We start from the raw sequence: 26,475 nt of genomic DNA, 5'->3' as shown, positions 1-26,475 counted from the left end.
GGTTGGCGCGATATTCTTCGCCGATGGACTCAACCGAACCCCTCCCCCCGATCTCGGGCCGCGGCGCGCCCAATAACCCGCGCCCGACGCGCACCGGATCGCTCGACCGCGAGGCCGACGGCGACTGGCTCGATACAGCCGAGCTGATCGACGGCGCGCTGCCGCCGCTGCGCACCACAGTCACCGTCGAGCATCCCAAAACGATCATCGCGCGCAACAACTCGCCCGACATCGGTTTCGACCGCTCGATCAACCCCTATCGCGGCTGCGAGCATGGCTGCATCTATTGCTACGCGCGCCCGACCCACGCCTTTCACGACCTGTCGCCCGGCCTCGATTTTGAAAGCCGCCTGTTCGCAAAGCCCGACGCGGCCAGGCTGCTGCGTGCCGAGTTGGCGAAGCGCGGTTACAGCGCGGCGCCGCTGGCGATCGGTACCAACACCGACGGTTACCAGCCGATCGAGCGCGAATGGGGCATCACGCGGTCGGTGATGGAAGTGCTTGCCGAAACGCGGCACCCGCTGCTCATCACCACCAAGTCCGACCGGCTGCTGCGCGACGTTGACCTGCTCGCGGCGATGGCGCGCGACAATCTGGTCGGGGTCGCGGTCTCGGTCACCACGCTCGACCCGGTCCTTGCGCGGACGCTGGAGCCCCGCGCACCGCACCCGCGCCGCCGTCTCGCCGCGATCCGCCAACTGATCGACGCCGGGGTGCCGGCGCAGGTCAATATTTCGCCGATCATCCCCGCGATCACCGATCACGAGATTGAGGCAATCATGGCCGCCGCCGCCGAGGCCGGTGCGATCCGTGCCTCGTATATCCTGATGCGTCTGCCCTATGAGGTCGCGCCGCTGTTCCGCGCATGGCTCGCCGCGCATTATCCCGATCGCGCCGACAAGGTGATGCATATGGTCCAGGACATCCGCGGCGGCCGCGACAATGACGCGGGGTTCTTTACGCGGATGAAAGGACAAGGCGTCTGGGCCCAGCTGATCCGCACCCGCGTCAAACGCGCGGCGCGCGAACATGGCATGGACCGCCGCTTCCCGCCGCTGCGGAGCGACCTGTTTAGGCCGCCGGAAAGGGATGGGCAGATGGAGCTATTTTAGGCCTCGGCCAGCGACTTCAGCTTGTAATCCTTATAATCGTCGCGGATCTGCCGCTTCAAAATCTTGCCCGTCGCGGTGTGCGGCAGCTCATCGACGAACACGACCTCGTCGGGCAGCCACCATTTGGCGATCTTGTCCTTCAGATATTCGACGACACTCGCCTCGCTCACCTCGGCACCCGGTTTCCTGACGATCAGCAGAATCGGCCGCTCGTCCCACTTCGGGTGATAGACGCCGACCGCGGCGGCTTCCTGCACCCCCGGTGCGCCGACCGCGGCATTTTCCAGCTCGATCGACGAAATCCATTCGCCGCCCGACTTGATCACATCCTTGGCGCGGTCGGTGATCTGCATGACGCCGTCGGGGTGGATCACCGACACGTCGCCGGTGTCGAACCAGCCGTCGGCGTCAGCGGCGTCGCTGTCGGCCTTGAAATAGCGCTGGATGATCCACGGCCCGCGGCACTGCAGCCGCCCGCTCGTCACCCCGTCACGCGGCAGTTCGTTGTCCGCGTCGTCGACGATGCGCAGCTCGACCCCGAACGGCGGACAGCCCTGCCGCGCCACAACATCGACGCGCTCGTCGAAACTCATCTCGTCCCAGTTCCACGGCCGCTTGCCCATCGTGCCGATCGGGCTGGTTTCGGTCATCCCCCACGCGTGGCCGACGTCGATCCCCGCTTTCATGAAGCGTTCGATCATCGCGCGTGGGCAGGCCGACCCGCCGATGATGACGCGGTGCAGCTTGCCATAATCAATCCCGGTCGCGTCCATATGCGCAAACATCGCGATCCACACCGTCGGCACCCCGGCGCTATGCGTAACCCCCTCGCTATGCATCAGATCGCACAGCACCGCCGCATCATTGGTCGCCGAAAAGACCAGCTTCGCCCCCACCGTTGCCGCCGCAAAGGGAATGCCCCAGCTGTTGGCGTGGAACATCGGCACGATCGGCAGGATCACGCTGCGGTTCGACATGTCGAACACGTCGGGCTGAATTTCGGTGATCGCGTGGATGACGTTCGAGCGATGCTCGTAGAGCACCCCCTTGGGATTGCCCGTCGTGCCGCTGGTGTAGCAGAGCCCGACCGGATCGCGCTCGTCGAGCTCGACCCACGCAAAACTGCCATCCTCGGCATCGATCAGGTCGCGGTACGCCAGATAACCGTCCTGCGCGGGCGCATCGAACAGGATGAAATGCTCGACGGTCGGCAACTGGCTGCGCAGCCGCTCGACGATCGGCAGGAACATCGCGTCGAACAGCAGCACGCGGTCCTCGGCGTGGTTGATGATATAGACCAGTTGTTCGTCGAACAGCCGCGGGTTCACCGTGTGCAGCACCCCGCCGATGCCCGCGCTGCCGTACCAGCTGACCAGATGATGGCCGTGGTTCATCGCCAGCGTCGCGATGCGGTCGCCCTTGGCCATGCCCAGTCTGACCATCGCTGCCGCAAAGCGCCGCGCATCCTGCCCGACCTCGCCCCAGTTCGATCGCGTGACGCTGCCATCGGCCCAGCGCGACACGATTTCGCGCCCCGCATGTTCGCGCGCGGCATGGTCGATCAGGCTGGTGACCAGCAGCGGCTGGCTTTGCATTCCGGACATTTGGGCATTCCTCTCTTGTTTGCCCCAAGAATAAGGCGAGGAACGCGCCCGGCGCAAGCGCGAAGGGGGTTAGCGCACCCGAAAGTCGCGCGGCGTCACCAGCGACAGCGCGGTTTCGGTGATCCCCGCAACCATCGCCAACCGCGCGACGACATCGGGGCCAAGCGCAAAGCCGCGGCCCAGGTTGACGCGGATGTCGTCGCCGCTGGCCAAATCCTCGGTCACGATGATCACGCGGCCCCGCGCATCGTCGCGCCTTTCCAACAGGCGCGTCATTTCGGCAATCGCCTCGGGCAGCGCCACGCGGCAGGTCAGTTCCAGCGCCGCCGTCGCCGCGATCTCGGCCAGCGGCTGCGCGCCGCGCACCGTCACGCGCGGCGTCTCTTCGCCTTCGAGCAGGTCAAGTTCGACCGCCAACATCGCGCAGCCGCCATCGACCGCCAGCGCTTCCAGCAGTTTGCACGTCTGTTCGTCGAAACAGCTCGACTGAAATTGCCCGCTGCGGTCGGACAGCGTCAGGTTCAGGAACCGGTTGCCGCGCTGCGACACCCGCGCCTTGGCGCTTTCGACCATCCCTGCCATCGTCATCGGGATGCGCGTGCCCGGCGACATTTCGACCTGAGCGCAAATGTCGCCATAGGTCCGCGCGCCGCGCGCCGCGACAATCGCTTCATATTGCTCGACCGGGTGCGACGAGAAATAGAAACCGAAGGCTTCCTTTTCGCGCGTCATCCGCTCGGCGAGCGTCCAGGGTTCGGCCGCGGGCAGTTGCAGCACCGGCGCCACGTCGACATCGCCGCCGAACAGTCCGCCCTGCCCGGTCGATCGCTCGTGCGCCGATGCGTTGGCGCACGCCAGCAGGCTCTCGGCACCGGCAAAGGCGCGCGGCCGGTCGGGCTCGACGCTATCGAACGCCCCCGCCCCCGCCAGCGCCTCGATCTGGCGCCGGTTGAGCTGCTTGGGATCGATCCGCGCCGCAAAATCGTCAAGGCAGGCGAAATCACCCCTTGCCTGCCGTTCGGCGACCAGTGCTTCCATCGCCTTTTCGCCGACGCCCTTCAGCGCGCCCAGCGCGAACCGGACCATCAGCGCATCGCCGCTTTGTCCGACCGAAAAATCGGCCTCGCTGTCGTTGATCGACGGCGGCGCGACGTCGATGCCCAGCCGCCGCATGTCGTCGATAAAGATCGACAGCTTGTCGGTCTGATGGCTGTCGAATGACATTGATGCCGCAAAAAATTCGTGCGGATAATGCGCCTTCAGCCAAGCGGTCTGATAGGACAGCAACGCATAAGCCGCAGCATGGCTCTTGTTGAAACCATAGCCCGCGAACTTGTCGATCAAATCAAACAGCTCGTTCGCCGCCTTGGGTTCGATCTGGTTATGCTCGCCGCACCCTTTGACAAAGGTGTCGCGCTGCGCGTCCATTTCGGCCTGGACCTTCTTGCCCATCGCGCGGCGCAGCAGGTCGGCGCCGCCGAGGCTGTAACCGGCAAGGATCTGCGCCGCCTGCATCACCTGTTCCTGATAGACAAAGATGCCATAGGTTTCGGCGAGGATCTCTTCGAGCAGCGGGTGCGGATAGGCGATCGCCTCGCGCCCGTTCTTGCGCGCCCCGAACAGCGGGATATTGTCCATCGGCCCCGGACGATACAACGCGACGAGCGCGATGATGTCGCCGAAATTGGTTGGTTTCACCGCCGACAGGGTGCGCCGCATCCCTTCGGATTCCAGCTGGAACACCCCGACCGTCTCACCGCGTTGCAGCAACTCGTAAACCGCGCTGTCGTCCCACGCCAGCGTGTCGAGATCGACGTCGATCCCGCGCAGCGCGAGCAACCGCCGCGCCTCTTTCAGCACCGACAATGTCTTCAGCCCGAGAAAGTCGAACTTCACCAGCCCGGCGCTCTCGACATATTTCATGTCGAACTGGGTCACCGGCATGTCCGACCGCGGGTCGCGATAGAGCGGGACGAGCTGGTCCAGCGGGCGGTCGCCGATCACCACGCCGGCGGCGTGGGTCGAACTGTGGCGCGGCAGGCCTTCCAGCTGGCGCGCCATGTCGAACAGGCGGCGCACCCCGTCGTCCTGCTTATACTCCGTCATCAGCTCGCTGACGCCGTTCAGCGCGCGTTCGAGCGTCCAGGGATCGGTCGGATGATTGGGCACCAGCTTCGCCAGCCGGTCGACCTGGCCATAGCTCATCTGCAGCACGCGCCCGGTGTCCTTGAGCACCGCGCGCGCCTTCAGTTTTCCGAAGGTGATGATCTGCGCCACGGTGTCGCGGCCATATTTCTCCTGCACATAGCGGATCACTTCGCCGCGCCGCGTTTCGCAGAAATCGATGTCGAAATCGGGCATCGACACGCGTTCGGGATTGAGGAAGCGTTCAAACAGCAGCCCGAGTTTCAACGGATCGAGATCGGTAATCGTCAGCGCCCAGGCGACCACCGAACCCGCGCCCGACCCGCGCCCCGGCCCGACCGGAATATCATGCGCCTTCGCCCATTTGATGAAATCGGCCACGATCAGGAAGTAGCCGGGGAAACCCATCTGGGTGATGACCCCGACCTCGAAATCGAGCCGATCGATATAGGTCTGGCGCTCGTCGTCCGACAGCTCGGCATAGAGCGCCAGCCGCACCTCGAGCCCATCGCGCGCGTCGCGCGCCAGCTGCGCCGCCTCGGCCTCGCGGTCTCCGGCCAGACTCGGCAGGATTGGGGCGCGGTTGGGCGCCATGAAGGCGCAGCGCTGCGCGACCACCAGGCTGTTGCACATCGCCTCGGGCAGGTCCGAAAACGCATCCTCCATCGCCTCGGCGGGCTTCAGCCACGCTTCGGGACTGCTCACCCGCCGGTCGGTGCTTTCGACATAGGCCGATTGCGCGATGCACAGCATCGCGTCGTGCGCGGGGTGGAATTGCGGTTCGACAAAGCTCGCCGGATTGGTCGCGACCAGCGGCAGCGCGCGTGCGTAGGCCAGGTCGATCAGCGCCTTTTCGGCAGCCATTTCGGCCGCGTCACCGCGCCGCGCCAGTTCGATGTACAGCCGCCCGGCGAACAGCGCCTCCAGCTGCTCGACATAGTCATTCGCCGCGGTCGCCTGCTCGCCCGCCAGCAGCCGCGTCAACGCCCCCTCGCCGCCCGCGGTCAGGCAGATCAGCCCATCGGTCCGCCCCGCCATGGCGGCCAGCGTAACGTGCGGATCCAGTTCGACCGGACGGCCCAAATGCGCTTCGGACACCAGCGCGCACAAATTGCCATAACCGGTCGCATCCTGCGCATAGAGCGCCAGCCAGTCGATCAGCGGCGCGCCGTTCGCCAGCCGCTGCCCCGGCCGCGCGACGCTGAGCAGCGCGCCGACGATCGGCTGCACCCCCGCCGCCTTGCACGCGTCGCCAAACGCCATCGCGCCGTACAGCCCGTTGCGGTCGCAGATCGCAATCGCCGGAAATCCACGCTCACGCGCGGCTTTGGCGATCGCCTTCGGCTCGATCGCTCCTTCGAGCATCGTGTAGCTGGAAAAGACGCGCAGGGGGACAAAGGGGCTGTAGGCCATGGCGGCGACGCTATGCGGGTTGAACGATTCGGGGAAGTGACCATCTGGCCCTTAGTGCATCCTTCCATTCCTGGCTGAATAATGCACCATCAAATGCCGGGACCAAACACCTAGGCGAAACTTTACTGAACTTTGGCATGATGGCCCGGAGCACACGCCGACCGGATCGCGGCCCTAGCCCGAGGCAACCGAGAACGGCAATGGCAGCGCACTTCGTCAAAGCTGCCAATCTCAGCCCTTTGGTTCGCTCCCCAACCCGTCAACCTTCTCCACCAACGCATCGATCTTGTGATGCAATCGCATGATCTCCAGCTCGGCGCGCAGGTTGATTTCATAATCCAGGCTCGCCGCCAGCCGGTCCTTTGCCGACGTGCGGTTCTGGCTCATCATGATGATCGGCGCCTGCACCGCGGCCAGCGTCGACAGCATCAGGTTCAGGAAAATGAACGGATAGGGATCGAACGCCATCCCCCCGCGCGCCAGCACTTCCGAATTGAGCAACATCCACCCCAGCAGCACGACGGTGAACAGGATGATGAAGGCCCATGAGCCGCCGACCGCGGCGACGCGATCGGACAGGCGCGCGCCAAAACTTGCTTGGCTGTCGTCGATATCTCCCGCATCGCGGCTCGTCGGTTCATGCGCGGCAATCGCGGCAATGACGCGGCGCTCCTCGGCATCAAGCTCGTCATAAGACCGTCCGAGCAGCCGTAGTGCGAGGTCGGAGGCATGAGCGTCGGCGTTCACACCCTAACCCATCCAGCGCCAGATGCCTGCAACCATATAACCGAGCGCGCCATGCCCCCATGTCGCCACCAGCCACAGCACGACGCCGCCGAACAGCGCGTGCGGACGCGGGATCGTGTCGCCCAACGGGGTGGCGCCGCCGATCTGCCGCGCAAAGGGAACAAAGCTCGTCCGCGCCGCCCAATGCCGCCAGCTGTCGCCCATCAGCCGCGCCTTTTTGACATCTTGCCCCGCCGAACCGACCAGCGCCAGAAACACGACCGTGCCCGACAGGATGATCTGCGCCGCAGTCGGCATCACCATGACATGCGCCACCGCCCACAGCGCAAAGCCCCACATCATCGGGTGGCGGGTGATCGCGAACACCCCGCGCGGCGCGTTCTGGGCTGCCGCGGCGGCGCTTGGCGCGGGCAGCGCCGGATTGCCGATCAGCGACCCCATGAACAGGATGCTCGCGAACAGCACCAGCGCCGACGCGATGATCCACAGCGCATCGCCGACCGCCCATAAAGGCGGTTCGGGCGGCATCCCGCGCCACGCCTGGACCAGCATGATCAGGCACGCGATCGCGACGATCGAATAGACGATCTGAAACCCGCGCTCGCCAAGCCGGGTGGCGAGCCCCTCGCGCAGCGGATGCGACAAAGCGAGGTGCGAGCCGACAAACAACACGCAGGTGGTGATCAAAAGCGACATTGGTTGCATGGAAAAGCCCCTCCTCTGCCAAGGGACGCCCATATCATGTCACGTCATCCCGGCGAAGGCCGGGATCTCGCCGCTGCGTTATCGAGCCACGGTGAGATCCCGGCCTTCGCCGGGATGACGAACAAAGCGATTGACGTCCAACCTACCGATCATAAGCCTTGGGCAATGCGCCTTCGCCCGGCGTTGCATAACGGTCGCGCAGCCGGTCCTGCCGCGTCGTCAGCGACTGCGCCTTGCCGTCGATCCAGATCGCGGTCGGGCGGCTGCCCAGCTCGAGCGGGTCATTGTCCCACACCACGACGTCGCCGACGCGGCCGGGGCGCAGCGACCCGATGCTGGCCTCCATGCCGACCGCGCGCGCCGGGGCGCTGCTGATCGACGCGAACGCCTGATCCCACGTCATCCCGCTGGCGCCGGGCAGGCGCGCCAGCCCGACCAGATTGCCGGCATATTGGGTCGCATAGCCCATCTTGTGCGCGTCATCGTCGTCGAACACCCCAACCGACACGTCGACCCCCGCGGCCTTCAAGCGGCCCGCGTTCGATTGTGTCGCGCCCAGCTGCTCGAAACTCGCCGGGAGGTCGGTCAGCGGCGACACCAGCACCGGCACCTTTGCCGCCGCCAGTTCGCGCGCGACCAGCCAGCCTTCGGTGACCCCGACCAGCACCAGTTTCAGCGCCGGAAATTCCTGCCGCAGTTTCAGCACATTGACGATATCGGCGGCGCGGTCGACGCGCACGAACAGCGGCGTCGTGCCATTGATCACCTGCACCAGCGCATCGGCATCGGCGCGCTGGATCATCGCGTCATTGCCCCATTCGGCGAGCGTCGCGGACCCACGGGCATAGCTGCGCGCGGCCAGCAATTGTTCGCGGAACAACAGGAAGGTCGCGGCGCGGCTGCCGCCCGCCTTCGCCGATCCCGCCTCGCCGAACGCCACAAATTGCAGCGCGCGCGGCTTGGTCACCATGTCCATATCATCGGCCAGATCAACGACCGCGCCCTGGCCGGCGAACAAATTGCTGCTGCCCCCCGGCGCGACGATGGCGCGGGTGACGCCGGAGGCGCGGTTGACCGCAACCGGCGATCCCATCGGGTTGAGCGCGGGCGCGATGTCGAGCCCCGCCGAAAAGCGCGTCCGCGGCGCATTGCGATCGTTGGTGCCGGTCACCGCATCGACCTCGACCAGCCCGACGCGGCTGAACGCCGCGACGATCCCCGGGGTGACCCAGCGGCCACCGGCATCGACCCGCTCGATCCCGGCGGGAACCGCAACCCCGGCGCCCGCGGCAACGACCTTGCCGCCGCGCACAACGACGGTGCCGCCCTCGATCGGCGCACTGCCGTCACCGATGACGAGCTTGGCGTTGGTAATGGCGATGTCTTGGGCCGCGGCGGAAACCGCGATCAGCGCCGCGGCGGAAAGAAACAGCGCCCGCATCATTTCACATCTCCCTCGCCGGGCTGGCCCAGCTCGAAATCGCTCACCGGGCGGCGTTTCGGATCGAACGCATCGAACATCAACGCGCCATCGACCCACACTTTTTCGGGCCGCGTATAGGCGCTGAACGGATTGCCGTTCCACAGCACGACGTCGGCCATCTTGCCCGCCTTCAGGCTGCCCGTCTTGTCACCGATGCCGAGCGCCTTGGCGGGGTTATACGACAGCCAGGTCCACGCCTGTTCGTCGCTGACGTCGATCCCCATGCGGCGCCCCGCGGCGCGCGCTTTCGCGGCTTCCTGGTTCAGCCGCTGGATCTGGTTGGCGTCGTCCGAATGGACGATCGTGCACGCACCTGCCTTGTACACCAGCGGGATATTTTCGTTCACGCTGTCATAGGCTTCCATCTTGAAGCCCCACCAGTCGGCCCACATCGCCGAACAAATGCCTTCTTTGGCCAGAATGTCGGCGATCTTGTAGCTTTCGACCGCGTGGTGAAAGGTCGATACTTTATAGCCGAATTCCTTCGACATATCGATCACCAGCGCCATTTCGTCGGCGCGGTAGCAATGGTTGTGGACCAGGATTTCGCCCGCCAGCACCCCGGCCAGCGTCTCCATCGCCAGATCGCGATCGACGGCCTTCCCGTCGTCCATCTTTTTCTTGTACGCCGCGGCTTTCTGCCAGGTCGCGCGGTTGACCGCGAAATTGCCCATGCGGGTCGACGGCGCGCGGCCCTTGCCGCCATAGACGCGCTTCGGATTCTCGCCGCACGCCATTTTCATACCATAAGGCGCGCCGGGGAATTTCATTCCCTGCACCGTGCGCGACGGCACGTTTTTCAGCGTGATCGAGCGACCGCCCATCAAATTGGCGCTGCCCGGCAGCACCTGCAGCGCCGTCACGCCGCCATTGGCGAGCGCGCGACTGAACCCCGGATCCTGCGGCCAGACGCTATGTTCGGACCACACTTCGGGGGTCGTCGGGCTGGTCGCCTCATTGCCGTCCGAATGGGCTTCGACGCTGGGTGAGGGATAGTCCCCCAGATGGCTGTGGATGTCGATGATCCCGGGGGTGACGAACTTGCCGCTGCCGTCGATCACGTCGAAGTCGGCGGGGATCGCGGTGTCGGCGCCGCCGACCGCCTCGACCTTGCCGCCCGCAAATAGCACGACGCCATTGTCGATCCGTCCGCCTTCGCCGTCAAAGATCGTCACGCCCCGCACCGCGGTCGGCCGCCCGCCATAGGGGCGATAGGTCGACGGATAGGGATCCTTGTCGAACTTGACCGGCTTTTCGGCAGCAGCGGGCTTGTCGCTCGCCGATTTCGCCTCGCTGCCGCTCGCCGCGCAGCCGACAAGCGCCAGCGACACCGCAGCCAGCAGGCTGCCCTTCACACCGCGGATCATCGACTATGCTCCCTTGGGTTCGGGATGAACGCCCGCGGCCTGCGGTTCGCCCAGTTCGCCTGCCCCTGCGATCTCGTCGCGATCGCGCAGCGTGTCGAGATGCATCCACCGCTTCACGATCGGGCTGACCAGCAGTACCGCCACCGCCGCGCCAATCGCGATCCAGCCGAACATCTCGTAAATCTCCAAGAGCTTGGCCTTGCTCATCTCGCCGCCATGCCCGCCGGTTGCCTCGCCGATCTTGCCGGCGACGAAATTGCCGACCGCGGTCATATAGAACCACGCGCCCATGATCAGCGAAGCGACGAACGTCGGCGCCAGCCGGTTCATCGCCGAAAGGCCGACCGGGCTGAGGCACAGCTCACCGGTGGTCGCGAGGAGATAATAGAGGAAGACAAAGAGGACCGGCGTCATCGCGGCAACGCCAAAGGCCTGAGCGCCCCACACGAGGATCAGGTTGGCGAGCCCCATCTGCGCCAGCGCCAGACCGAACTTCGCGGGTGCCGAAGGCTCGCGACCATTTTTGCCCAGCCACTGCCACAACACTGCGAAGATCGGGGCGAGCAGGATGATGTAGATCGGGTTGATCGACTGGAAGATAGAAGCCGGAACGGCGCCGCGATCGACATAGCGGTCGGTGAACAGGTTCATCGATCCGCCCGCCTGTTCGAACAGCCCCCAGAACAGCGGGTTCAAGGCAATCAGGAACAGGATCGCGAACATCCGGTCGCGGGCATGGTCCTCGCGGTTGAACTTCTCGATCACCATCACGCCAAGGAGCAGGAGAAAGCCGAGCAACGCCACCCATGCCGCGGGCGCAAGCCCGAGCGCGACGGGGCCGCTGGCAATGCCGAGTTCCAGAATGAGCGCCAGCGGCAGGAACAGCATCAGCACTAGGCCCGCGATCGCGACGTTGACCCGGCTGCGCGGGCCTGATCCTATCGATCCGTAGGGCAGCTGGAACGTCGCCACCATGACGACATAACCCAGCAACAAGATGCCCGAGACAAGCAACAGGTTCTGGATGATGTCCTGATACTGGACGAGCGCCCAGATCACCGCGACGGCGCCGAGGCCGACGGCATAGAGCGTCAGTTCGCGCGGACGCGACAGTGGAGCGGGCGCTTCACCAGCGCCTTTGAGCGCGCTCTTGCCAAGCACGAACACGACGAGCCCGGCGAGCATACCGATGCCGGCGAGACCGAAGCCATAACCCCAGCCGATCCGCTGGCCCAGATAGCCAACCAGGATTGTGCCGAGCGCCGCGCCGACGTTGATGCCCATGTAGAAGATCGTATAGGCGCCGTCGCGGCGAACGTCGGTCAGCCGATACAGCTGGCCGACCATCACCGAGATATTGGCTTTCAGGAAACCCGAGCCGACGATGATGAAAGCGAGCGCGGCCCAAAAGACGTTGATCGTCGGATCATCCTGCCCTCCCACGCCCTCGACGGCCATCAGGCTATGGCCGACTGCCAGCAACAAGCCGCCAAACAGCACGGCCTTGCGTTGGCCCAGATACCGATCGGCGAGATAGCCGCCGAGCACCGGCGTAATATAGACCAGGCTGGTATAGGCACCATAAACGAGGCTCGATTTACTGTCCGAGAACAGCCAATGCTGGGTAAGATAGAAGATCAGGATCGCACGCATGCCGTAATAGGAGAAGCGTTCCCACATCTCGGCAAAAAAGAGCATGTAAAGGCCCTTGGGGTGGCCGGCGAATTCGGGTTTTTTGCTGCCCGCAATCAACGCGCCGGCGCTTAGAAAGGCACCCAAAACGACCAGCGCAATCACCGCAATCCAGTCGCCTTCGTCCCAAAGGCCCATATCTTTCATCAAAGCGTCCCTTTTCGCTATTATCGTAGACGCGGCTCCCCGCCGCGCGAATGGGGCAACCTAGCGCGAAAATTGCGTATGGGAAGAATCTAATTGCGCGTGAAACCATCGGTCCGACGCATTGTCGGGGTTGCGTGCGCCCCGCCCTGCCGCCACATGGACGCGATGTTCAACGACACCACCTCGCTCCGCTCCCACCTCGCGACCCGCCGATCGGGCAAGGCGCGCGACATGATCGCCCCCGGCCCCGACGCCGCCGCATTGCACGACATCATCGCCCTCGCACTCCGCACCCCCGACCATGGCAAGCTCGCCCCCTGGCGCATCGTCACCGTCGCCGCCGACCAGCGCGAAGCCCTGGCGACGCTGCTCAAAACCGCGTGGGTCCAGGAAAATCCCGGCGCCGCCGGGCTCGACCTGTCGGCGCTCGACCAGTTCGCGAATCAGGCGCCCAGCCTGCTCGTGCTGCTGTCGACCCCGGCCGCGGGCGCCAAGATTCCGGTGTGGGAGCAACAGATGTCGGCGGGTGCGGTCGGCATGAACCTGCTCCACGCCGCGCACGCCCACGGCTTTGTCGGCAGCTGGCTGACCGGCTGGGCCGCCTATAGCCCGCAAGTCGCCGCCGCGTTCGGCGCGGAGGACGGCGACACGATCGTCGGCTATTTCTTCATCGGCTCGCCGTCGCGCCCGCTCGACGAGCGGCCACGCCCCGAATATGATGATGTTGTTCGGGCTTGGGAAATTTAGTTACGTCCTGCTGCACCCTTTTGTAATAACCGACATTTGACTGTGCTGCTGTCTTATGGCATTAAGGCGGCATGCTCGATCAGTCCAAACCCGTATATCAGCGTCTGCGCGACGTCATCGCCAACGCGATCCTTGATGGCAGTTTTCGCGACGGCGACATGCTGCCGTCGGTCCGCTCGCTCGCCGCCGAGGAAGGCGCCAACCCGCTCACCGTCGCCAAGGCGTATCAGACCTTTCAGGACGAAGGGCTGGTCACGGTCAAGCGCGGCGTCGGCATGTTCGTCGCCCCGGGCGCAACCGAGCGCCTGCGCGACCTGATGCGCGCCGATTTCCTCGCCAATGTCTGGCCGCCGGTCGCCGATCAGATGCGCCGCATCGGCCTCGACGCACGGACGTTGCTGGATCTGACCGAGGCGTGACGGTCTCTGGCCCCCGCCTTCGCGGGGGCGACGATAGGGTTACCGCCCCACCTGCGCCGCCTTGTCGCGCAGATCCGCCGCCGCCTGCCGGTTGCCGCGCTTCTCCAGCAAATCAGCGTAAAAGCCCATCACCCCCGCATTGAGCGGTTGCAGCCGGTACGCCCGGTCGATCAGCGGCAGCGCCCGGTCGGCCTCGCCCTTGGCCGCCCACGCCCGCGCCAATTCGCGCAGGACAACCACATCGCGGTCACCAATCCGGTCGCGCACGCGCTGAAAATGCGCGATCGCTTCGTCCCAATGTTCGATATCCATTGCCAGATGCCCCGCCAACCGGTCGGCGGCGATGCTCGATGGCTGGCTGTCGCGCAGCGCGAGAATCGCGGCGCCTGACCCCGCGGCATCGCCGGCGCGGAACAGCGCATTGGCGAGCCGCAGCGTCGTGCGCTCGCCTGCATCCAGGTCGCGCGCGGTGCGATACGCCTGTACCGCCAGGTCAAACCGCCCACCCGCGAGCGCGGCGTCGCCGAGCAGGATATGCGCGTCGGCAACGCCGCGGTTGGCATCGCGCAGCCGCGCCGCGCGCGCGATCGCGGACGCATCATTGCCGCGCAAAATGTCGGCGGCGATCGCCGGGATGGCGGCGGCCGGGTTCAGCGGCTCGGCATCGGCGGCTTGCGTCAGCAGCCCATAGTCGTCACCCGGCGCAAACGGCAGCGCGTCACCGCGCGTCAGCGTCGCGGCGCGCGCCAGAAAATCGGCTGCCTCGCCGCGCCGCCCCAGTTCGCTCGCCGCCCGCGCCGCCATCAACAGCGACCAGCTGTCGGCGTCGGGGCGGTCGACGATCGGCAGCAACGCCTCGATCGCGCCGTCGGCATCGCCATCGGCCCAGTTGGCGACCGCCAGGATGCGCCGCGCGGTGAAATTATACGGCTGTTCGGCGAGCAGCCGGTCGGCCCAGGTCGCCGCCACCGCCTCACCGCCCAGTTCCAGCTCGACGACCGCGCTCAGCAGCATGAAGCCCGGCACGTCGTCGATCTCGCCGCGGGCGCGCTGGAGCAGGCTGCGCGCCAGCCGGTAATTGTCGGCGCGCGCCGCGAGCACCGCTTGCAGGTAGAACAGCCGCGGATCGCGCGGCACGATCGTCGCGGCGTGGCGCAGCGCGACCAGCATGTCGCGATAGCGCCCCAGATCGCCCAGCGTCGCCGCCTGGTCGATCAGCGCGTCGGCATTGTCGGGATCGGCCGCCAGCGCATCGTCATACCATTTAAGCGAGGCGGTCAGCCCATCCTCGGTGCGGATCAGATTGGCCTTGTACGCCAGCGCGGCGCTGTTCGCCTTGTTGAGTTCGATCGCAAAATCGACCGCATCGCGCGCGCCCGCGGTGTCGGCATTGGCGTCGCGAAAGCGCGCGACATCGACCCACAGCGCCGAGTTGCGCGGCAGTTCGCGCACCGCCCGGTCGTAAGCATCGCGCGCCGCGCCAAGGTCGCCGCGCGCCAGATGGACGTCGCCCGCGACCCACGCCGCCTCGCCGATCATTTCGGGGATGACCGGCCCCGCGTCGATCGCCTCCAGCGCGCGCTGCCCCTCGCCCTGCATCGCATAGGCGCGCGCCAAGAGCGGCCGCAGCGCCGCGGCATTGCCGCCCGCGCTGAGCGCGCCCTTCACCGCCGCCTCGGCACCGACCCCGTCGCCCAGCCGGATCGCGACCCGCGCCAGTTCGACGCGCTCTGCAATCGCCTGCGGGTTATCGGCAATCGCCGCCTGCAATTCGGCGCGGCGCTCGGCAAAGGCGCGTCGGGACGCGTCGGGACGCGGCGCGCCGCATCCCGCCAGCACCGCCGCGATCAACAGCGCGCTCGTCCAGACGCGGCCCAGCTTCATTCAGGCGTGCATCCGATATTGTTTCAGCAGATCGTACAGCGTCGGGCGGCTGATCCCGAGCAGCTTGGCGGCGGCCGAAATATTGCCCTCGCTCTGCGTCATGGCGCGGCGGATGGCGACGCGGTCGGCTGCCTCGCGCGCGCTGCGCAAGTTCAGCCACGCCTGCTCGCCGTCCTGCGCGGCGCCGTTCGTCAGGTCGAGGTCGTCTTTCGCGACCAGCTTGCCGTCGGCCATGATCACCGCGCGCTTGATCCGGTTTTCCAGTTCGCGGACGTTGCCCGGCCACAGCCCCTCATCGATCGCCTGCAGCGCATCGGGGGCAAAGCCGCGCACCGCGGGATTCATCTCAGGCGCATATTGGTGCAGGAAATGCCGCGCCAACAGCACGGGGTCGCCCGGTCGTTCGGCCAGCGACGGAATTTTCACCACCATCTCGGCAAGCCGGTAATAGAGGTCGTCGCGGAAACTCTGCGCCGCGATCATCGCGTCGAGGTCGCGGTGCGTCGCACACACGATGCGGGTGTCGACCGCGATCGGCTTGCGCCCGCCGATCCGCTCGATCGTGCGTTCCTGCAGAAAGCGCAGCAATTTGACCTGCAACGGCAGCGGAATATCGCCGACTTCGTCGAGGAACAAAGTGCCCCCATGCGCCAGCTCGATCTTGCCCTCGGTGGTCTTGACCGCGCCGGTGAACGCCCCTTTTTCATGCCCGAACAATTCGCTTTCCAGCAGATTTTCGGGGATCGCGGCGCAATTGATCGCCACAAACGCGCCGTCGCGGCGCCCGCTTGCCTCGTGTAGCCCGCGCGCCAGCAATTCCTTGCCGGTGCCGCTGGCGCCAAGCAGCATCACACTGACATCGAGGTTCGCGACGCGCTCGATCGTCCGCGCGACCTTTTGCATTTCGGGCGCGCCGCTGATCATCCCGCCAAGTACGCGATTGTCGATGCTCCCCTGCTGCGCCAGCCGGGCATTCTCGACTTCCAACTCGCGGACGTGGAACGCCCGCCGCACGATCAGCCCCAGTTCGTCGATGTCGATCGGCTTTTGGTAAAAATCCCACGCGCCGCTGGCGATCGCCGCCAGCGCACTGGCGCGTTCGCCATGTCCCGACACGACGATGACCTTGGTATCGGGCTTCGCCTCGAGGATCGCGGTCAGGGTGCGAAAGCCCTCGCGCGTTCCGTCGGGATCGGGCGGCAACCCCAGGTCGAGCGTCACCACATCGGGCTCCTCGGCGCGCAGCATCTCGATCGCGGCGTCATGATCGCCCGCGATCAGCACCTGATAATCCTCATACGCCCATTTGAGCTGCGTCTGCAGCCCCGGGTCATCCTCGACCACCAGCAGCTTACGGATATGGGTGGCGGGTTCGCTCATTGCGATGTCACTTTCATCATTCGGGCATCGACGCCCGCACCCTCATGCGCGTCGGCCAGCGGCAGCCACAAAGTGAAGCTGCTCCCCTTGCCTGGTTCGCTCTCGACGCCGATCGCGCCGCCCATCGCCTGCGCGATCTGCAATGCCTCGAACGCGCCCAATCCAAACCCGCCGTCCTTTGTCGAGACAAAGGGTTTGAACAGCTCGTCGCGAATGAAGCTGCGCGTCATGCCACTGCCTTGGTCGATCACATCAATGCGCGCCCGGCCGTGCTCGGCGACCGCGACGACCTGGACCGGGGTTCCGGCGTCCGAGGCATCAATCGCATTGGCGACCAGATGCTGGACAATTTGCCGGACCGATTCCGCATCGCCCCACGCCGACAGGCCGGTCTGACAACCGACGAACAGCGCCCGACGCGGCCGCGCCTCGGCGGCAATGTCGTTCAGGATCGGTTCGATCAAGACCCGTCCGGCCTCGGCCGCCGGTCCGCGCCCGCGCGGTGCCAGACGGACCAACAGGTCGCTCAGCCGCCCCGCCGAAATCTTCAGCGTTTCGACCATGTCGGCGCGAAAGTCGGGTTTGTCGGCATGGCGTTCGGCATTGCGCGCGAGCAAGCCGATCTGGCTCGCCAGATTCTTGATGTCGTGCATGATGAAGGCAAAGCGGCGGTTGAATTCGTCGAAACGCCGCGCCTCGGACAACGCCTCCTGACTTTGCGATTCGGCCAGATAGCTCGCCGCCTGTTGCCCCGCGATGCGCAGCACGTCGAGATCTTCCCAATCCAGCGCGCGCGACACCGGTGGACGGTGCAGCACGACGACCGCGATCATGCGCTGGAAATGCAGGATTGGGACCACGACCCACGCCCGCTGGTCGGCGATCAGCCAATCGGGGATCGCCAGATTCTCGTCCGATTGCCCCCGGCGCTCGGCATCCAGGTCGACGATGTGCCGCGTTTCCTGCAACATGAATGCCGATCGCAACGACAGCGCCGCATCGTCCGCGTCGACATCGACCGGCCAATGCCATTGTTCGGCAACACGAAAGCCGCCCCCGGCGGCGGGCAGCATCAACAGCGCGCCGGGGCTGCCGGTCAGCTCGGCCAGCGCCTTGGCGACCCGGCGATGGAGGTTGCGATCATCCTCGCCGCCGCCCTGACCCAGCGTCGCGGTAAAGCGCATCCACTCGGTCCGATAGTCGTAACGATGTTCGAAAAGATGTTTGGTGATCATCACCGACAGCCAGGCACGCGCCCGCGCCGACGCGATCAGCAATCCGCCGGTGCCCAGCGCCACGACCAGCGATGCCGCCTGGGCCAGTTCGGCATAATCGCCGCCGACCAGCCGCGCGATCGCCCCGGTCAACCCGATGACGATCAGATAGGCGGCGACGGCCAGCAAGATCAGCGTGCGCATCGCGGCGGTCCGCGACAGCTGCATCCGCTCGCGCCCGATATCCATCGCCGCAACGATATAGGTCGGCAGCATCAGCAGCACGACCGCAGGCAGCAACTGGATCAAGGTCGAGGCGCTCTTGCCGGTCAGCGCCCCGATCAGCTGGACGTTGAGTTCATAGGCCCACAGCATCGCAAACCCGCCGGCGACCGCCATCACCGGCGTCCGCAGGCCGGCACTCGCGTGGCGGACCCCGCTATCGACGATCAACAGCCCGCCGGTCGCGACGATCATCGCGGCAAAGGTCAGCGTTGGCGTCATCCACGGCTCTGCCGCGGCGCCGGCCCGCCAATGCGCTGCCGCGCCCAGCACCAGGGTCAGCAGGCAAATTGTCGCCAGCATCCGCAGGATCAGCCGCAGCGGCCGCGACATCGGCGCCCCCGGTGACCAGAAGGTCGTGGCCAGCCAGCCCAGCATCGCCAGGTCGCGCAGCGGCTGCGCCACCATTGCCTGCGACGATCCGGGCGTGAACAGCGCGAGCACCGCGCACCATAGCGCGGTAGCGGCGGCCGAGAGCGTCAGCATCCGCGGCGCCGGCATCAATGCCGCCATCCGCGCTGGTGGTCGCGCCAATAGCCACAGCGCGACCGCGGAAAAGCCGACCATTGCCAGCACCGAGAGAATTTCCGACACGCCGCCGAGCATGATCAGCGCGCGCCGTCAGGCCACAGCACAACGCGCACTGTTTGCAACAGGATCAACAGGTCAAGGAAGGGCGAGTAGTTTTTCGCGTAATACAGGTCATATTCCAGTTTGACCCGCGCATCCTCGACCGACGCACCATATGGATAGTTGATCTGTGCCCAGCCGGTCAGCCCGGGCTTCACCATGTGCCGTTCGGCATAAAAGGGCATTTTCTGTTCGAGTTCTTCGACGAAACAGGGGCGCTCGGGGCGCGGCCCGACAAAGCTCATGTCGCCCTTCAGGACGCACCAGGTCTGCGGCAGTTCGTCGATGCGCAGTTTGCGGATGATCCGTCCGACGCGGGTGACGCGCGGATCATTCTCGCTCGCCCACACCGCCTTGCCCTCGGCCTCGGCATCGGTGCGCATCGAACGAATTTTGAAAATGTCGTAGGGTTCGCCGAACAGCCCGACGCGCGGCTGGCGGTAAAACACCGGCCCGCGGCTGTCGAGTATCACCGCGATTCCGGCAACGATGATCAGCGGCAGGCCGACGACCAGCACGATCAGGCTGGCCAATATGTCGAACAGCCGCTTGCCGACCTTGGAAATCCGTTGCCCCGCCGAAAATCCGTCGGAAAAGATCAGCCCGCTGGGGTTGGTCGTTGCCAGATCAACGCGCCCCGTCTCCCGCTCGATAAAGCTCGCGATGTCGTTAACATGGACGCCGGTCGTCTTGACGCGCAGCAGGTCGTTCAGCGGCAACGCGTTGCGCCGCTCTTCCAGCGCCAGCACGACTTCGCCGGCGCGGAGCGTGACAACATGATCGGAAAGATTGGGGATCGTCTCGCGCGCGACCGCGCCGGAGACTGCCTTTTCGGCGTCGCTCATCGCGATAAAGCCGACCATCTCCAGCCCGCTGCCGGGCGCATTGGCGAGCGCCGCCAGTCGCGCGGCGCGCGGTCCGGCGCCCAGCACCAGGATGCGGCGACGAAACGCCTCCGCTCCCGCCGACTGGGTCAGCGCCAGACGGATGACAAACAGCGCCGCGATCGCCAGCGCCATCGCGTACAGGCTGTTGGCGCGCCACAGCGTCGCGGTCGGCAACAGAAACCCGAGCACCGAGAGGAAAATCACCCCGAGCGAGATCGCGGCGAGCAGGCGCGCGGTGGCAAAGCGCATCGAACGCAGCCCCTCGTTCCCGTACATACCGGTCGCCATCATCGCGAGCGAATTGGCGACGGCAAAGGTCGCGAGCGGCAGCCACCGGTCGGCGAGCGGCCCGGCGTCGAAGCCCGCCTGATGCGCATAAAGATGCCACGCCCCCTCGGCCGAGCCGAGCAGCGCGAAAAATTCGATCAACGCCAGCCAGACGACGGCGTGCGGGACATAATGTTTGAACAGCCGGAACATGAAAAATTACGCAGCCCTTTCGCATCCCCGATACTACAGTCGAGGCGTCAACTGTCGGTTAATTTTACACTTGCCATTTGCCCAAGCAGGGGTGACCCGCGGCGCCGGAGGCGATAGACCGGCGCGATGACCGTGATGATCCAACCCCTCATCTTGTGCGGCGGTGCCGGAACCCGGCTGTGGCCCGAATCGCGCGGCCACCGTGCCAAGCAGTTCTTGCCGCTGACCGGCACGCAAAGCCTGTTCCAGCAGACGGTGCAGCGCACCCCCGCCAGCGCCGCCTTTTTACCGCCGATCATCTTGTGCGGCGACGCCCATGTCGCCGCGGTGCGCGACCAGATGAACGAACGCGAGGCCGCTTTGGTCGTCGAACCGATGCCGCGCGGGACCGCCGCCGCCATCGCGCTTGCGGTTGCCCGCGCCGATGCGGACACGCTGTTGTTGGTGATGCCCAGCGATCATGTCATCGTCGACGTCCCCGCCTTTCACGCCGCAATCGCCAAAGGCGCGCAGCTGGCACAGCAGGATTGGATCGTCACCTTCGGCATCACCCCCGACGGCCCTGAAACCGGCTTTGGCTATATCGCCAATGGCGACGCACTCGGCGAAGATGGTTTCGCCGTCGACCGCTTCATCGAAAAGCCACCGCTCGCCGAGGCGGAGGCGATGCTCGCGGCGGGCGGCTACAGCTGGAACGCGGGCATCTTCCTGTTCCGCGCCGGCCGGATGCGCGATGCGATGCTCACCCATTGCCGCGCCATTTTCGAGGCCGCCGACGCCGCCGTCGCCGCAGCCATTATCGACGGCGACGCGCTCTATGCCGATGCCGTCCATTTCGCGCGGGCTCCGTCGGACTCGATTGACTATGCGGTGATGGAAAAGGACGACCGCGTCGCCGTCATCCCCGCGGCGATGGGCTGGTCCGACCTCGGCAGCTGGCAGGCCGTCCACACGCGCGCGCCAAAGGACGCCGTCGGCAACGCCGTCACCGGCGAAACCTTCCTCCACGACAGTCACGGCAATCTTGTTCGCAGCGGCGGCAAGCGCGTGTCGCTGATCGGCATGGACAATATTGCCGTGATCGTCGACGGCGACGATATTCTCGTCATGCCGCTCGCCCGGTCGCAGGACGTCCGCGCCGCGGCCAAGGCGCGCGAATAGCCGTTGCCGCCCGCATGACGCATCGCTCCGATTTTGCAGCCGCTCCGCTGGGGCTGATGCGCCATGGCGCCAACGAGCGGCGCGAACGCCACCGCCATGACGACAGCTTCGTCGCGGTCGTCCTCGAAGGCGGCTATCAGGAAGCTGGGGATGAGGGTCGCTGGAACGTGCGGCCGGGCGACGCGCTGATCCATCATGCGTTTGAATCGCATCTCGACCGCTTTGGCGCGACCGGCGCGCGCGTCCTCATCCTCGACCTGCCGCCCGGACTTTCCGGCACGACCGGTGTCCGCGGCCGGGTCGGCGACGCCGACCGGCTCGTGCAGCTCGCCGAACGCGACGGCCGGGCGGCGGCGGCGCTCTTTTCAGAAACCTTCGTGGCGACGCCGGCGCCGCCGCTCGACTGGCCGGACCTGCTCGCCGATGATTTGCGGCGCGGCGCGGTCTTCGCGCTGACCGATTGGGCCGATCGCTACGGCGTCCGCCCGGAAACGCTCAGCCGAGGGTTTCGCACCGCTTATGGCTGCACGCCCAAGGCGTATCGCGCCCATGTTCGCGCCCGTGCCGCGCTGGCGGCGATCCGCGCGACGGGCGAAACGCTGGCGACGATCGCCCACCGGCTGCACTTCACCGACCAGGCACATATGACCCGCGCGATCGCCGCGTTGACCGGTAGTACACCGGGGCGCTTGCGCCAGCGTCAATTGGTTACAATACAGGGCTGATGCGCCGCGGATAGACGTCCACGTCAGACGCTATTCTGGAGATCGCACCATGCTCGACCGCCGAACCTTGCTTGCCGCCGCCGCCGCATCCTCCATGCTCGCGGGCCTTCGTTCGCCCGCTCGCGCCGCCCTGGCGACGTCGCCTGCTGAAGAGGGCGCCCGGCTCACGGCGCTATATGAGCGCATCTATGACATGCTGCTCGACCTCGACCCCGAATTCGCCACCGCGCTCGGGCTCGACAAGGGCGACCGCGCCGCCGCAAAATCGCGCCTGGCCGACCGCTCGCCGGCGGGGATCGCGCGCGGCCAGAATCTCTATCGTCAGGGGCTCGCCGAACTGAAGAGCTTCGATCCTGCCAAGCTGTCGGGCATGGACCGGGTCAACTACGACACCTTCCGCGGCCCGTGGGAAACCTATGTCAACGCTTACGATAGCTTCAGCTACGGCCTCCACAGCTGGCCCGAACCGCATCCGGTGACCCAGCTCAGCGGTATCTATCGCCTGATCCCCGACTTCCTCGCCAATCAGCACAGCATCGCCAATGCCGCCGATGCCGAGGCCTATCTGGCGCGCTGCACGGCGTTCGCCACCGAACTCGACCATGAAACCGCGCGGATCACGGCCGAACATGCCGCGGGCATCATCCCGCCCGATTTTATCATCGACCGCACGCTTCAGCAATATCGCGCCGTCATCGCGCCGACGCCGCAGGCCAATCTGCTGACCACCAATCTTCAGACCAAGACCAAAAACATCCCGGGCGATTGGGCGGGCCGCTGCACCGCGATTGTCAAAGACCAAATCTATCCCGCGATGCAGCGCCAGATCGCCGCACTCACCGCCGTCCGGCCCCGCGCCACCCACGACGCGGGCGTCTGGCGGCTACCAAAGGGCGACGAATATTATGCCTATGCGCTGGCCTATGCGACCACGACGACCAAAGGCGCGGCGGAAATCCACCAGCTCGGGCTCGACCGCATCGCCGAACTGTCGGCGCGCGCCGACGCGATCTTTCGCAAACAGGGGATGACGAAAGGCACCGTCGCCGAACGGCTGCGCGCGCTGGGCAAGGATCCGCGCTTCATCTTTCCCAACACCGACGAGGGCAAGACGAAGCTGATCGCCGAACTCAACGACCAAATCCAGAAAATGCAAACGCGGCTGCCCGAAATGTTCGGCCGCCTGCCCCAGGCCAAGGTCGATATCCGCCGCGTCCCGCCGGAGATTGAGGCGGGCTCGCCCGGCGGCTATTATCAGGTTCCGGCGCTCGACGGTTCGCGCCCCGGCGCTTATTATATCAACCTGCGCGACACCGCCGAAAACCCCTCGTGGACGCTGCCCACCCTCACCTATCACGAAGCGACCCCGGGGCATCACCACCAGATCGCGCTGGCGCAGGAGGCGACGGGCATCCCGCGCCTCCGCCGCCTGCCCGCTTACTCGGTCTATACCGAAGGCTGGGGTCTTTATGCCGAACAACTCGCCGACGAAATGGGTGCCTATGCCGACGATCCGTTCGGCCAGCTTGGTTATCTGCAATCCTATATGTTCCGCGCTGCGCGGCTCGTCGTCGATACCGGGCTCCACCATTTCCGCTGGAGCCGCGAAAAGGCGATCGCTTATTACAACGAAGTGCTCGGCACCTCCGAAGCGTCGAACGTGACCGAGATCGAGCGTTATTGCGTGTGGCCGGGCCAGGCGACCAGCTATATGGTCGGACAGGTCAGCTGGGTCGCGATCCGCGAAAAGGCGCGCGCCGCACTGGGCGACAAATTCGACTTCCGCAGCTTCCACGACACCGCGCTCGCGGCGGGGGCGATGCCGATTTCGGTGCTGGAGTCGGTGATCGATCGCTGGGTCGCCGAGCGGCAGGCCTGATCGCTGGACGTCCATGCCGCCACGATCTCATGACCCGGTACGCCACTGGATTTGAGCGGCGGCACCGGATTGCTTAAGCCGCGGCGCAGCAGAGCGCGAAGGCGCCGGGTCGCCTCGGTCGGGGGATACAGATGGACGGGCTAATCTCGATCGCCGCGATTATCGTCATATTGCTCGTTACCGGCACCGCGCTCGGCCTGATCCGCCGCGACAGTTTTTCGATCCGCTGGCTCCTTGTCGCCGCAGCACTGGTGTTGATCAACGATCTGCTGCTCACCCGCGCCTATGGGCTGATCCCCAGCGTCCTGCCCGACAGCGACTGGAACTGGGAGGGCAAGATACTGGCCCTGACCGCGACGCTCGCCATCGCCGCGCTGCCGGCCTTTGGCTGGCGGCGGGTCGGCCTGACCCTGCGGCAGGCACCGGGAAGCTGGAAAGCCGCAATCCCGGTCGCCATCCTCTATTGCGCTTTCTTCGCCGCGCTGGCGCTGGCGTTTCCCAGCGAGGCGGGGTCGCCCGAATCGATCGCCTTTCAGCTCACCATGCCGGGGTTTGAGGAAGAGCCCTTCTATCGCGGCATCCTGCTGTTCGCGCTGGCGCAGGCGTTTACGGCGCGCGTCCGGTTTCTCGGCGTCGAGTGGAACTGGGGCGCCATCCTGTCGTGCGTCCTGTTCGGCCTCGCCCACGCCTTCGGCTATTCCGACGGCACCTTCTCGTTCGATCCGCTCTTCTTGGCGCTGACCGCAGTGCCGTCGCTCCTCGCGGTCTGGCTGGTGCTGCGGACGCGCAGCCTGGCGCTGCCGATCCTCCTCCACAACTTCGGCAACGCCATATCCTATTTGCTGTGACGCGGGGGCTGCGCCGCAATCTAGGGCTGCGGATCAACGTCCGGCGTCGCCGCCAGCACCCGCTGCACCATCGCCGGCCAGTCGTCAAAGCGCCAGAATGTTGGACTCGCGCGGCCGACAATGCGCGGCTCGCGGGCCGTCGGCGGAATTTCGCAGTCGACTGGCGCACATTCCGCCAGCAGGTCGCAATCGAAAAAGACGCGCACGACAATCGCCTCGCCATTCTCGCTCGCGCTGCCGGTGACAATGCCCAACACGCCGGTCGATAGGCTTACCAGCGTGCCGACCGGAAATATGCCCAGGCTGTCGGCGAACTGGTCGAGCAGGCGCGGGTCGAAATGACCCGGCCAGCTTTGCATCGCGCTCAGCGCCTCGCACGGCGTCCACGCCGCTTTATACGGCCGGTCCGACGTCACCGCGTCATAGACGTCGCAAATGGCCCCCATCCGCGCATAGAGCGACAGCGCTTCACCGCTCAAACCGCCGGGATAGCCCGTCCCGTCCATCTTTTCATGGTGGCGCAGGCACACCTCCAGCGCCGCGGTGGGAATGTCCGACGATTGCGCCAGCAAGCTATGCCCCGCCAACGGATGCCCCTCCACCGACACGCGCTCGCCCAGCGTCAATTTGCCGGGCTTGAGCAGGACGTCGTCGGCAATTGCGACCTTGCCGACATCGTGCAGCAGCCCCGCGACCCCCAATTCCTGAACCTCGGCCTCGCTCAGTTTCAGGTGACGGCCAAAGTTGATCATCAGCGCGCACACCGCAACCGAGTGGAGATAGGTATATTCGTCCTTCTGCTTCAACCGCACCAGATTGAGCAGCACCCGCGAATGGCGTGCGATCGAATCGCTGATCGCCTGCGCCAGCGGGGCTATTTTGTCGCCATCAACCGCGCGGCCCAGTCGGGCGGATTCGAACAGGTCGATCACCGCCCGCCGCGACTTGTCGATCACCCGCGCGGCGCGGCGGCGCTCCTGAGCATAGGTCGCGGGCCGGAACGCACGGGCGCGCGGCGACGGCGCAAATATCGCCGCGCGGCGTCGCTCAACCCCGCGATAGGGCGGTGTCATGCCGCTGGGGATCGTGGTCCGCCGCTCGACGGGAAACATCTCTTCGCTGGCGCCTGACACGACGCGACTGCGGTCGCGATCGACGATCACCGCGGTCACGTCGGACTCGCGAATGCGCGCCAATTGGTCGGCCGTTTCGACCAGAAACCGGCTGCGCCAGAACGGGTGATCGATCCAGCGCCCGTCGAACCCGCCGACGAACATGCCGATTTCGACCTGTTCGGGTTTGAGATGAAGCAACATCGGGTCCGGTCCTGAGCGGCGAATGCCACTCTCGCTTAACGACCGGAGAGGCCATGCTTTTAAGTGGGTTAGATATCTTGCGCCGTAAGAACCGGTCGCGGCCGTCCTTCTTCGACGATGGGGCGTCCCGGCACCGCCAAATGCGACGAACCGGCCCAGCATCTATTGCTAATGCGACTGCATCGCATTAGTCAGAGGCGCGACTCGT

19 protein-coding genes are annotated in these 26,475 nt (G+C 65.8%); 7 read left to right on the top strand and 12 right to left on the bottom strand.

Features of this window, described 5'->3' with window-relative positions; translation table 11 throughout:
* The first annotated feature begins 23 nt into the window (after positions 1-23).
* Positions 24-1,112, top strand: a complete 1,089-nt coding sequence (locus FFS68_RS02990; protein ID WP_137751829.1) for a PA0069 family radical SAM protein — start codon at positions 24-26, stop codon at positions 1,110-1,112.
* Here FFS68_RS02990 and FFS68_RS02985 read toward each other — a convergent pair.
* The 7 genes from FFS68_RS02985 to FFS68_RS02955 form a co-directional block, all read right to left on the bottom strand.
* Positions 1,109-2,707 (bottom strand): long-chain fatty acid--CoA ligase, encoded by a 1,599-nt coding sequence (locus tag FFS68_RS02985; RefSeq protein ID WP_137751964.1) that lies wholly within the window; start codon positions 2,705-2,707, stop codon positions 1,109-1,111. The two genes, FFS68_RS02990 and FFS68_RS02985, sit on opposite strands and share 4 nt — an antisense overlap.
* A gap of 78 nt (positions 2,708-2,785) precedes the next feature.
* A complete protein-coding gene (dnaE, locus tag FFS68_RS02980) occupies positions 2,786-6,274 on the bottom strand; it encodes a DNA polymerase III subunit alpha (protein WP_137751828.1) in 3,489 nt (1,162 codons plus the stop codon).
* A 231-nt stretch (positions 6,275-6,505) separates the two neighbouring features.
* On the bottom strand, positions 6,506-7,021 hold the full coding sequence (locus FFS68_RS02975) for a DUF1003 domain-containing protein (RefSeq protein WP_137751827.1): 516 nt from the start codon (positions 7,019-7,021) through the stop codon (positions 6,506-6,508).
* Between the two features lie 3 nt (positions 7,022-7,024).
* Positions 7,025-7,726, bottom strand: a complete 702-nt coding sequence (locus tag FFS68_RS02970; RefSeq protein ID WP_137751826.1) for an NnrU family protein — start codon at positions 7,724-7,726, stop codon at positions 7,025-7,027.
* Positions 7,727-7,868: 142 nt separating this feature from the next.
* Positions 7,869-9,170 carry an amidohydrolase family protein gene (locus FFS68_RS02965; RefSeq protein WP_171003725.1) on the bottom strand — a complete coding sequence of 434 codons (1,302 nt, stop codon included), beginning with the start codon at positions 9,168-9,170 and terminating at the stop codon, positions 7,869-7,871.
* On the bottom strand, positions 9,167-10,576 hold the full coding sequence (locus FFS68_RS02960; RefSeq protein WP_137751825.1) for an amidohydrolase: 1,410 nt from the start codon (positions 10,574-10,576) through the stop codon (positions 9,167-9,169). Before FFS68_RS02960 ends, FFS68_RS02965 begins: the two co-directional genes overlap by 4 nt.
* A 3-nt stretch (positions 10,577-10,579) precedes the next feature.
* Positions 10,580-12,415: a peptide MFS transporter gene (locus FFS68_RS02955; protein ID WP_137751824.1), complete on the bottom strand. Its 1,836-nt coding sequence runs from the start codon at positions 12,413-12,415 to the stop codon at positions 10,580-10,582.
* Between the two features lie 165 nt (positions 12,416-12,580).
* Here FFS68_RS02955 and FFS68_RS02950 point away from each other — a divergent pair, with 165 nt between their 5' ends.
* Together FFS68_RS02950 and FFS68_RS02945 are read left to right on the top strand one after the other, a co-directional pair.
* Complete coding sequence (locus FFS68_RS02950; protein ID WP_137751823.1) at positions 12,581-13,162, top strand: nitroreductase; 582 nt, start codon at positions 12,581-12,583, stop codon at positions 13,160-13,162.
* A gap of 71 nt (positions 13,163-13,233) precedes the next feature.
* Entirely contained in the window at positions 13,234-13,581 is a 348-nt protein-coding gene (locus FFS68_RS02945) for a GntR family transcriptional regulator (RefSeq protein ID WP_137751822.1), read from the top strand.
* Between the two features lie 39 nt (positions 13,582-13,620).
* Here FFS68_RS02945 and FFS68_RS02940 read toward each other — a convergent pair whose 3' ends face one another.
* Genes FFS68_RS02940 through FFS68_RS02925 form a run of 4 tightly spaced genes read right to left on the bottom strand, consistent with a single transcriptional unit; the run spans position 13,621 to position 20,338 of the window.
* Positions 13,621-15,465 (bottom strand): tetratricopeptide repeat protein, encoded by a 1,845-nt coding sequence (locus tag FFS68_RS02940; RefSeq protein ID WP_137751821.1) that lies wholly within the window; start codon positions 15,463-15,465, stop codon positions 13,621-13,623.
* Positions 15,466-16,845, bottom strand: a complete 1,380-nt coding sequence (gene prsR, locus FFS68_RS02935; protein ID WP_137751820.1) for a PEP-CTERM-box response regulator transcription factor — start codon at positions 16,843-16,845, stop codon at positions 15,466-15,468. It abuts the gene before it with no gap.
* Complete coding sequence (gene prsK / locus FFS68_RS02930) at positions 16,842-18,935, bottom strand: XrtA/PEP-CTERM system histidine kinase PrsK (protein ID WP_249339996.1); 2,094 nt, start codon at positions 18,933-18,935, stop codon at positions 16,842-16,844. Before prsK ends, prsR begins: the two co-directional genes overlap by 4 nt.
* 14 nt (positions 18,936-18,949) lie before the next feature.
* A complete protein-coding gene (locus tag FFS68_RS02925; protein ID WP_137751818.1) occupies positions 18,950-20,338 on the bottom strand; it encodes a TIGR03013 family XrtA/PEP-CTERM system glycosyltransferase in 1,389 nt (462 codons plus the stop codon).
* Positions 20,339-20,464: 126 nt separating this feature from the next.
* On the opposite strand from FFS68_RS02925, the gene FFS68_RS02920 reads away from it, so the two are divergent.
* The 4 genes from FFS68_RS02920 to FFS68_RS02905 all read left to right on the top strand — a co-directional run bounded on the left by FFS68_RS02920 (position 20,465) and on the right by FFS68_RS02905 (position 24,951).
* A complete protein-coding gene (locus tag FFS68_RS02920) occupies positions 20,465-21,499 on the top strand; it encodes a sugar phosphate nucleotidyltransferase (protein WP_137751817.1) in 1,035 nt (344 codons plus the stop codon).
* A gap of 14 nt (positions 21,500-21,513) precedes the next feature.
* Complete coding sequence (locus tag FFS68_RS02915; protein ID WP_137751816.1) at positions 21,514-22,224, top strand: helix-turn-helix domain-containing protein; 711 nt, start codon at positions 21,514-21,516, stop codon at positions 22,222-22,224.
* 49 nt (positions 22,225-22,273) lie between these two features.
* Entirely contained in the window at positions 22,274-24,103 is a 1,830-nt protein-coding gene (locus FFS68_RS02910) for a DUF885 family protein (RefSeq protein WP_137751815.1), read from the top strand.
* 131 nt (positions 24,104-24,234) lie between these two features.
* Positions 24,235-24,951: a CPBP family intramembrane glutamic endopeptidase gene (locus FFS68_RS02905; protein WP_137751814.1), complete on the top strand. Its 717-nt coding sequence runs from the start codon at positions 24,235-24,237 to the stop codon at positions 24,949-24,951.
* A 20-nt stretch (positions 24,952-24,971) separates the two neighbouring features.
* On the opposite strand, the gene FFS68_RS02900 is transcribed toward FFS68_RS02905, so the two are convergent.
* The gene (locus FFS68_RS02900; protein WP_171003724.1) at positions 24,972-26,267 is read right to left on the bottom strand and encodes an HD-GYP domain-containing protein; all 1,296 of its coding nucleotides are present in this window, start codon (positions 26,265-26,267) and stop codon (positions 24,972-24,974) included.
* Positions 26,268-26,475 lie beyond the last annotated feature (208 nt).

It is taken from the genome of Sphingopyxis sp. L1A2A (assembly GCF_005502465.1).
Lineage (GTDB): Bacteria > Pseudomonadota > Alphaproteobacteria > Sphingomonadales > Sphingomonadaceae > Sphingopyxis.
This window is presented reverse-complemented; position numbering and strand designations above follow the sequence as displayed.

Bases quoted from the DNA above. Each gene is read 5' to 3' on its own strand.
- FFS68_RS02990 (WP_137751829.1), top strand. From the start codon at position 24: ATGGACTCAACCGAACCCCTCCCCCCGATCTCGGGCCGCGGCGCGCCC.
- FFS68_RS02985 (WP_137751964.1), bottom strand. From the start codon at position 2,707: ATGCAAAGCCAGCCGCTGCTGGTCACCAGCCTGATCGACCATGCCGCG.
- dnaE (WP_137751828.1), bottom strand. From the start codon at position 6,274: ATGGCCTACAGCCCCTTTGTCCCCCTGCGCGTCTTTTCCAGCTACACG.
- FFS68_RS02970 (WP_137751826.1), bottom strand. From the start codon at position 7,726: ATGCAACCAATGTCGCTTTTGATCACCACCTGCGTGTTGTTTGTCGGC.
- FFS68_RS02965 (WP_171003725.1), bottom strand. From the start codon at position 9,170: ATGATGCGGGCGCTGTTTCTTTCCGCCGCGGCGCTGATCGCGGTTTCC.
- FFS68_RS02960 (WP_137751825.1), bottom strand. From the start codon at position 10,576: ATGATCCGCGGTGTGAAGGGCAGCCTGCTGGCTGCGGTGTCGCTGGCG.
- FFS68_RS02955 (WP_137751824.1), bottom strand. From the start codon at position 12,415: ATGAAAGATATGGGCCTTTGGGACGAAGGCGACTGGATTGCGGTGATT.
- FFS68_RS02950 (WP_137751823.1), top strand. From the start codon at position 12,581: ATGTTCAACGACACCACCTCGCTCCGCTCCCACCTCGCGACCCGCCGA.
- FFS68_RS02945 (WP_137751822.1), top strand. From the start codon at position 13,234: ATGCTCGATCAGTCCAAACCCGTATATCAGCGTCTGCGCGACGTCATC.
- FFS68_RS02940 (WP_137751821.1), bottom strand. From the start codon at position 15,465: ATGAAGCTGGGCCGCGTCTGGACGAGCGCGCTGTTGATCGCGGCGGTG.
- prsR (WP_137751820.1), bottom strand. From the start codon at position 16,845: ATGAGCGAACCCGCCACCCATATCCGTAAGCTGCTGGTGGTCGAGGAT.
- FFS68_RS02925 (WP_137751818.1), bottom strand. From the start codon at position 20,338: ATGTTCCGGCTGTTCAAACATTATGTCCCGCACGCCGTCGTCTGGCTG.
- FFS68_RS02920 (WP_137751817.1), top strand. From the start codon at position 20,465: ATGACCGTGATGATCCAACCCCTCATCTTGTGCGGCGGTGCCGGAACC.
- FFS68_RS02915 (WP_137751816.1), top strand. From the start codon at position 21,514: ATGACGCATCGCTCCGATTTTGCAGCCGCTCCGCTGGGGCTGATGCGC.
- FFS68_RS02910 (WP_137751815.1), top strand. From the start codon at position 22,274: ATGCTCGACCGCCGAACCTTGCTTGCCGCCGCCGCCGCATCCTCCATG.
- FFS68_RS02905 (WP_137751814.1), top strand. From the start codon at position 24,235: ATGGACGGGCTAATCTCGATCGCCGCGATTATCGTCATATTGCTCGTT.
- FFS68_RS02900 (WP_171003724.1), bottom strand. From the start codon at position 26,267: ATGTTGCTTCATCTCAAACCCGAACAGGTCGAAATCGGCATGTTCGTC.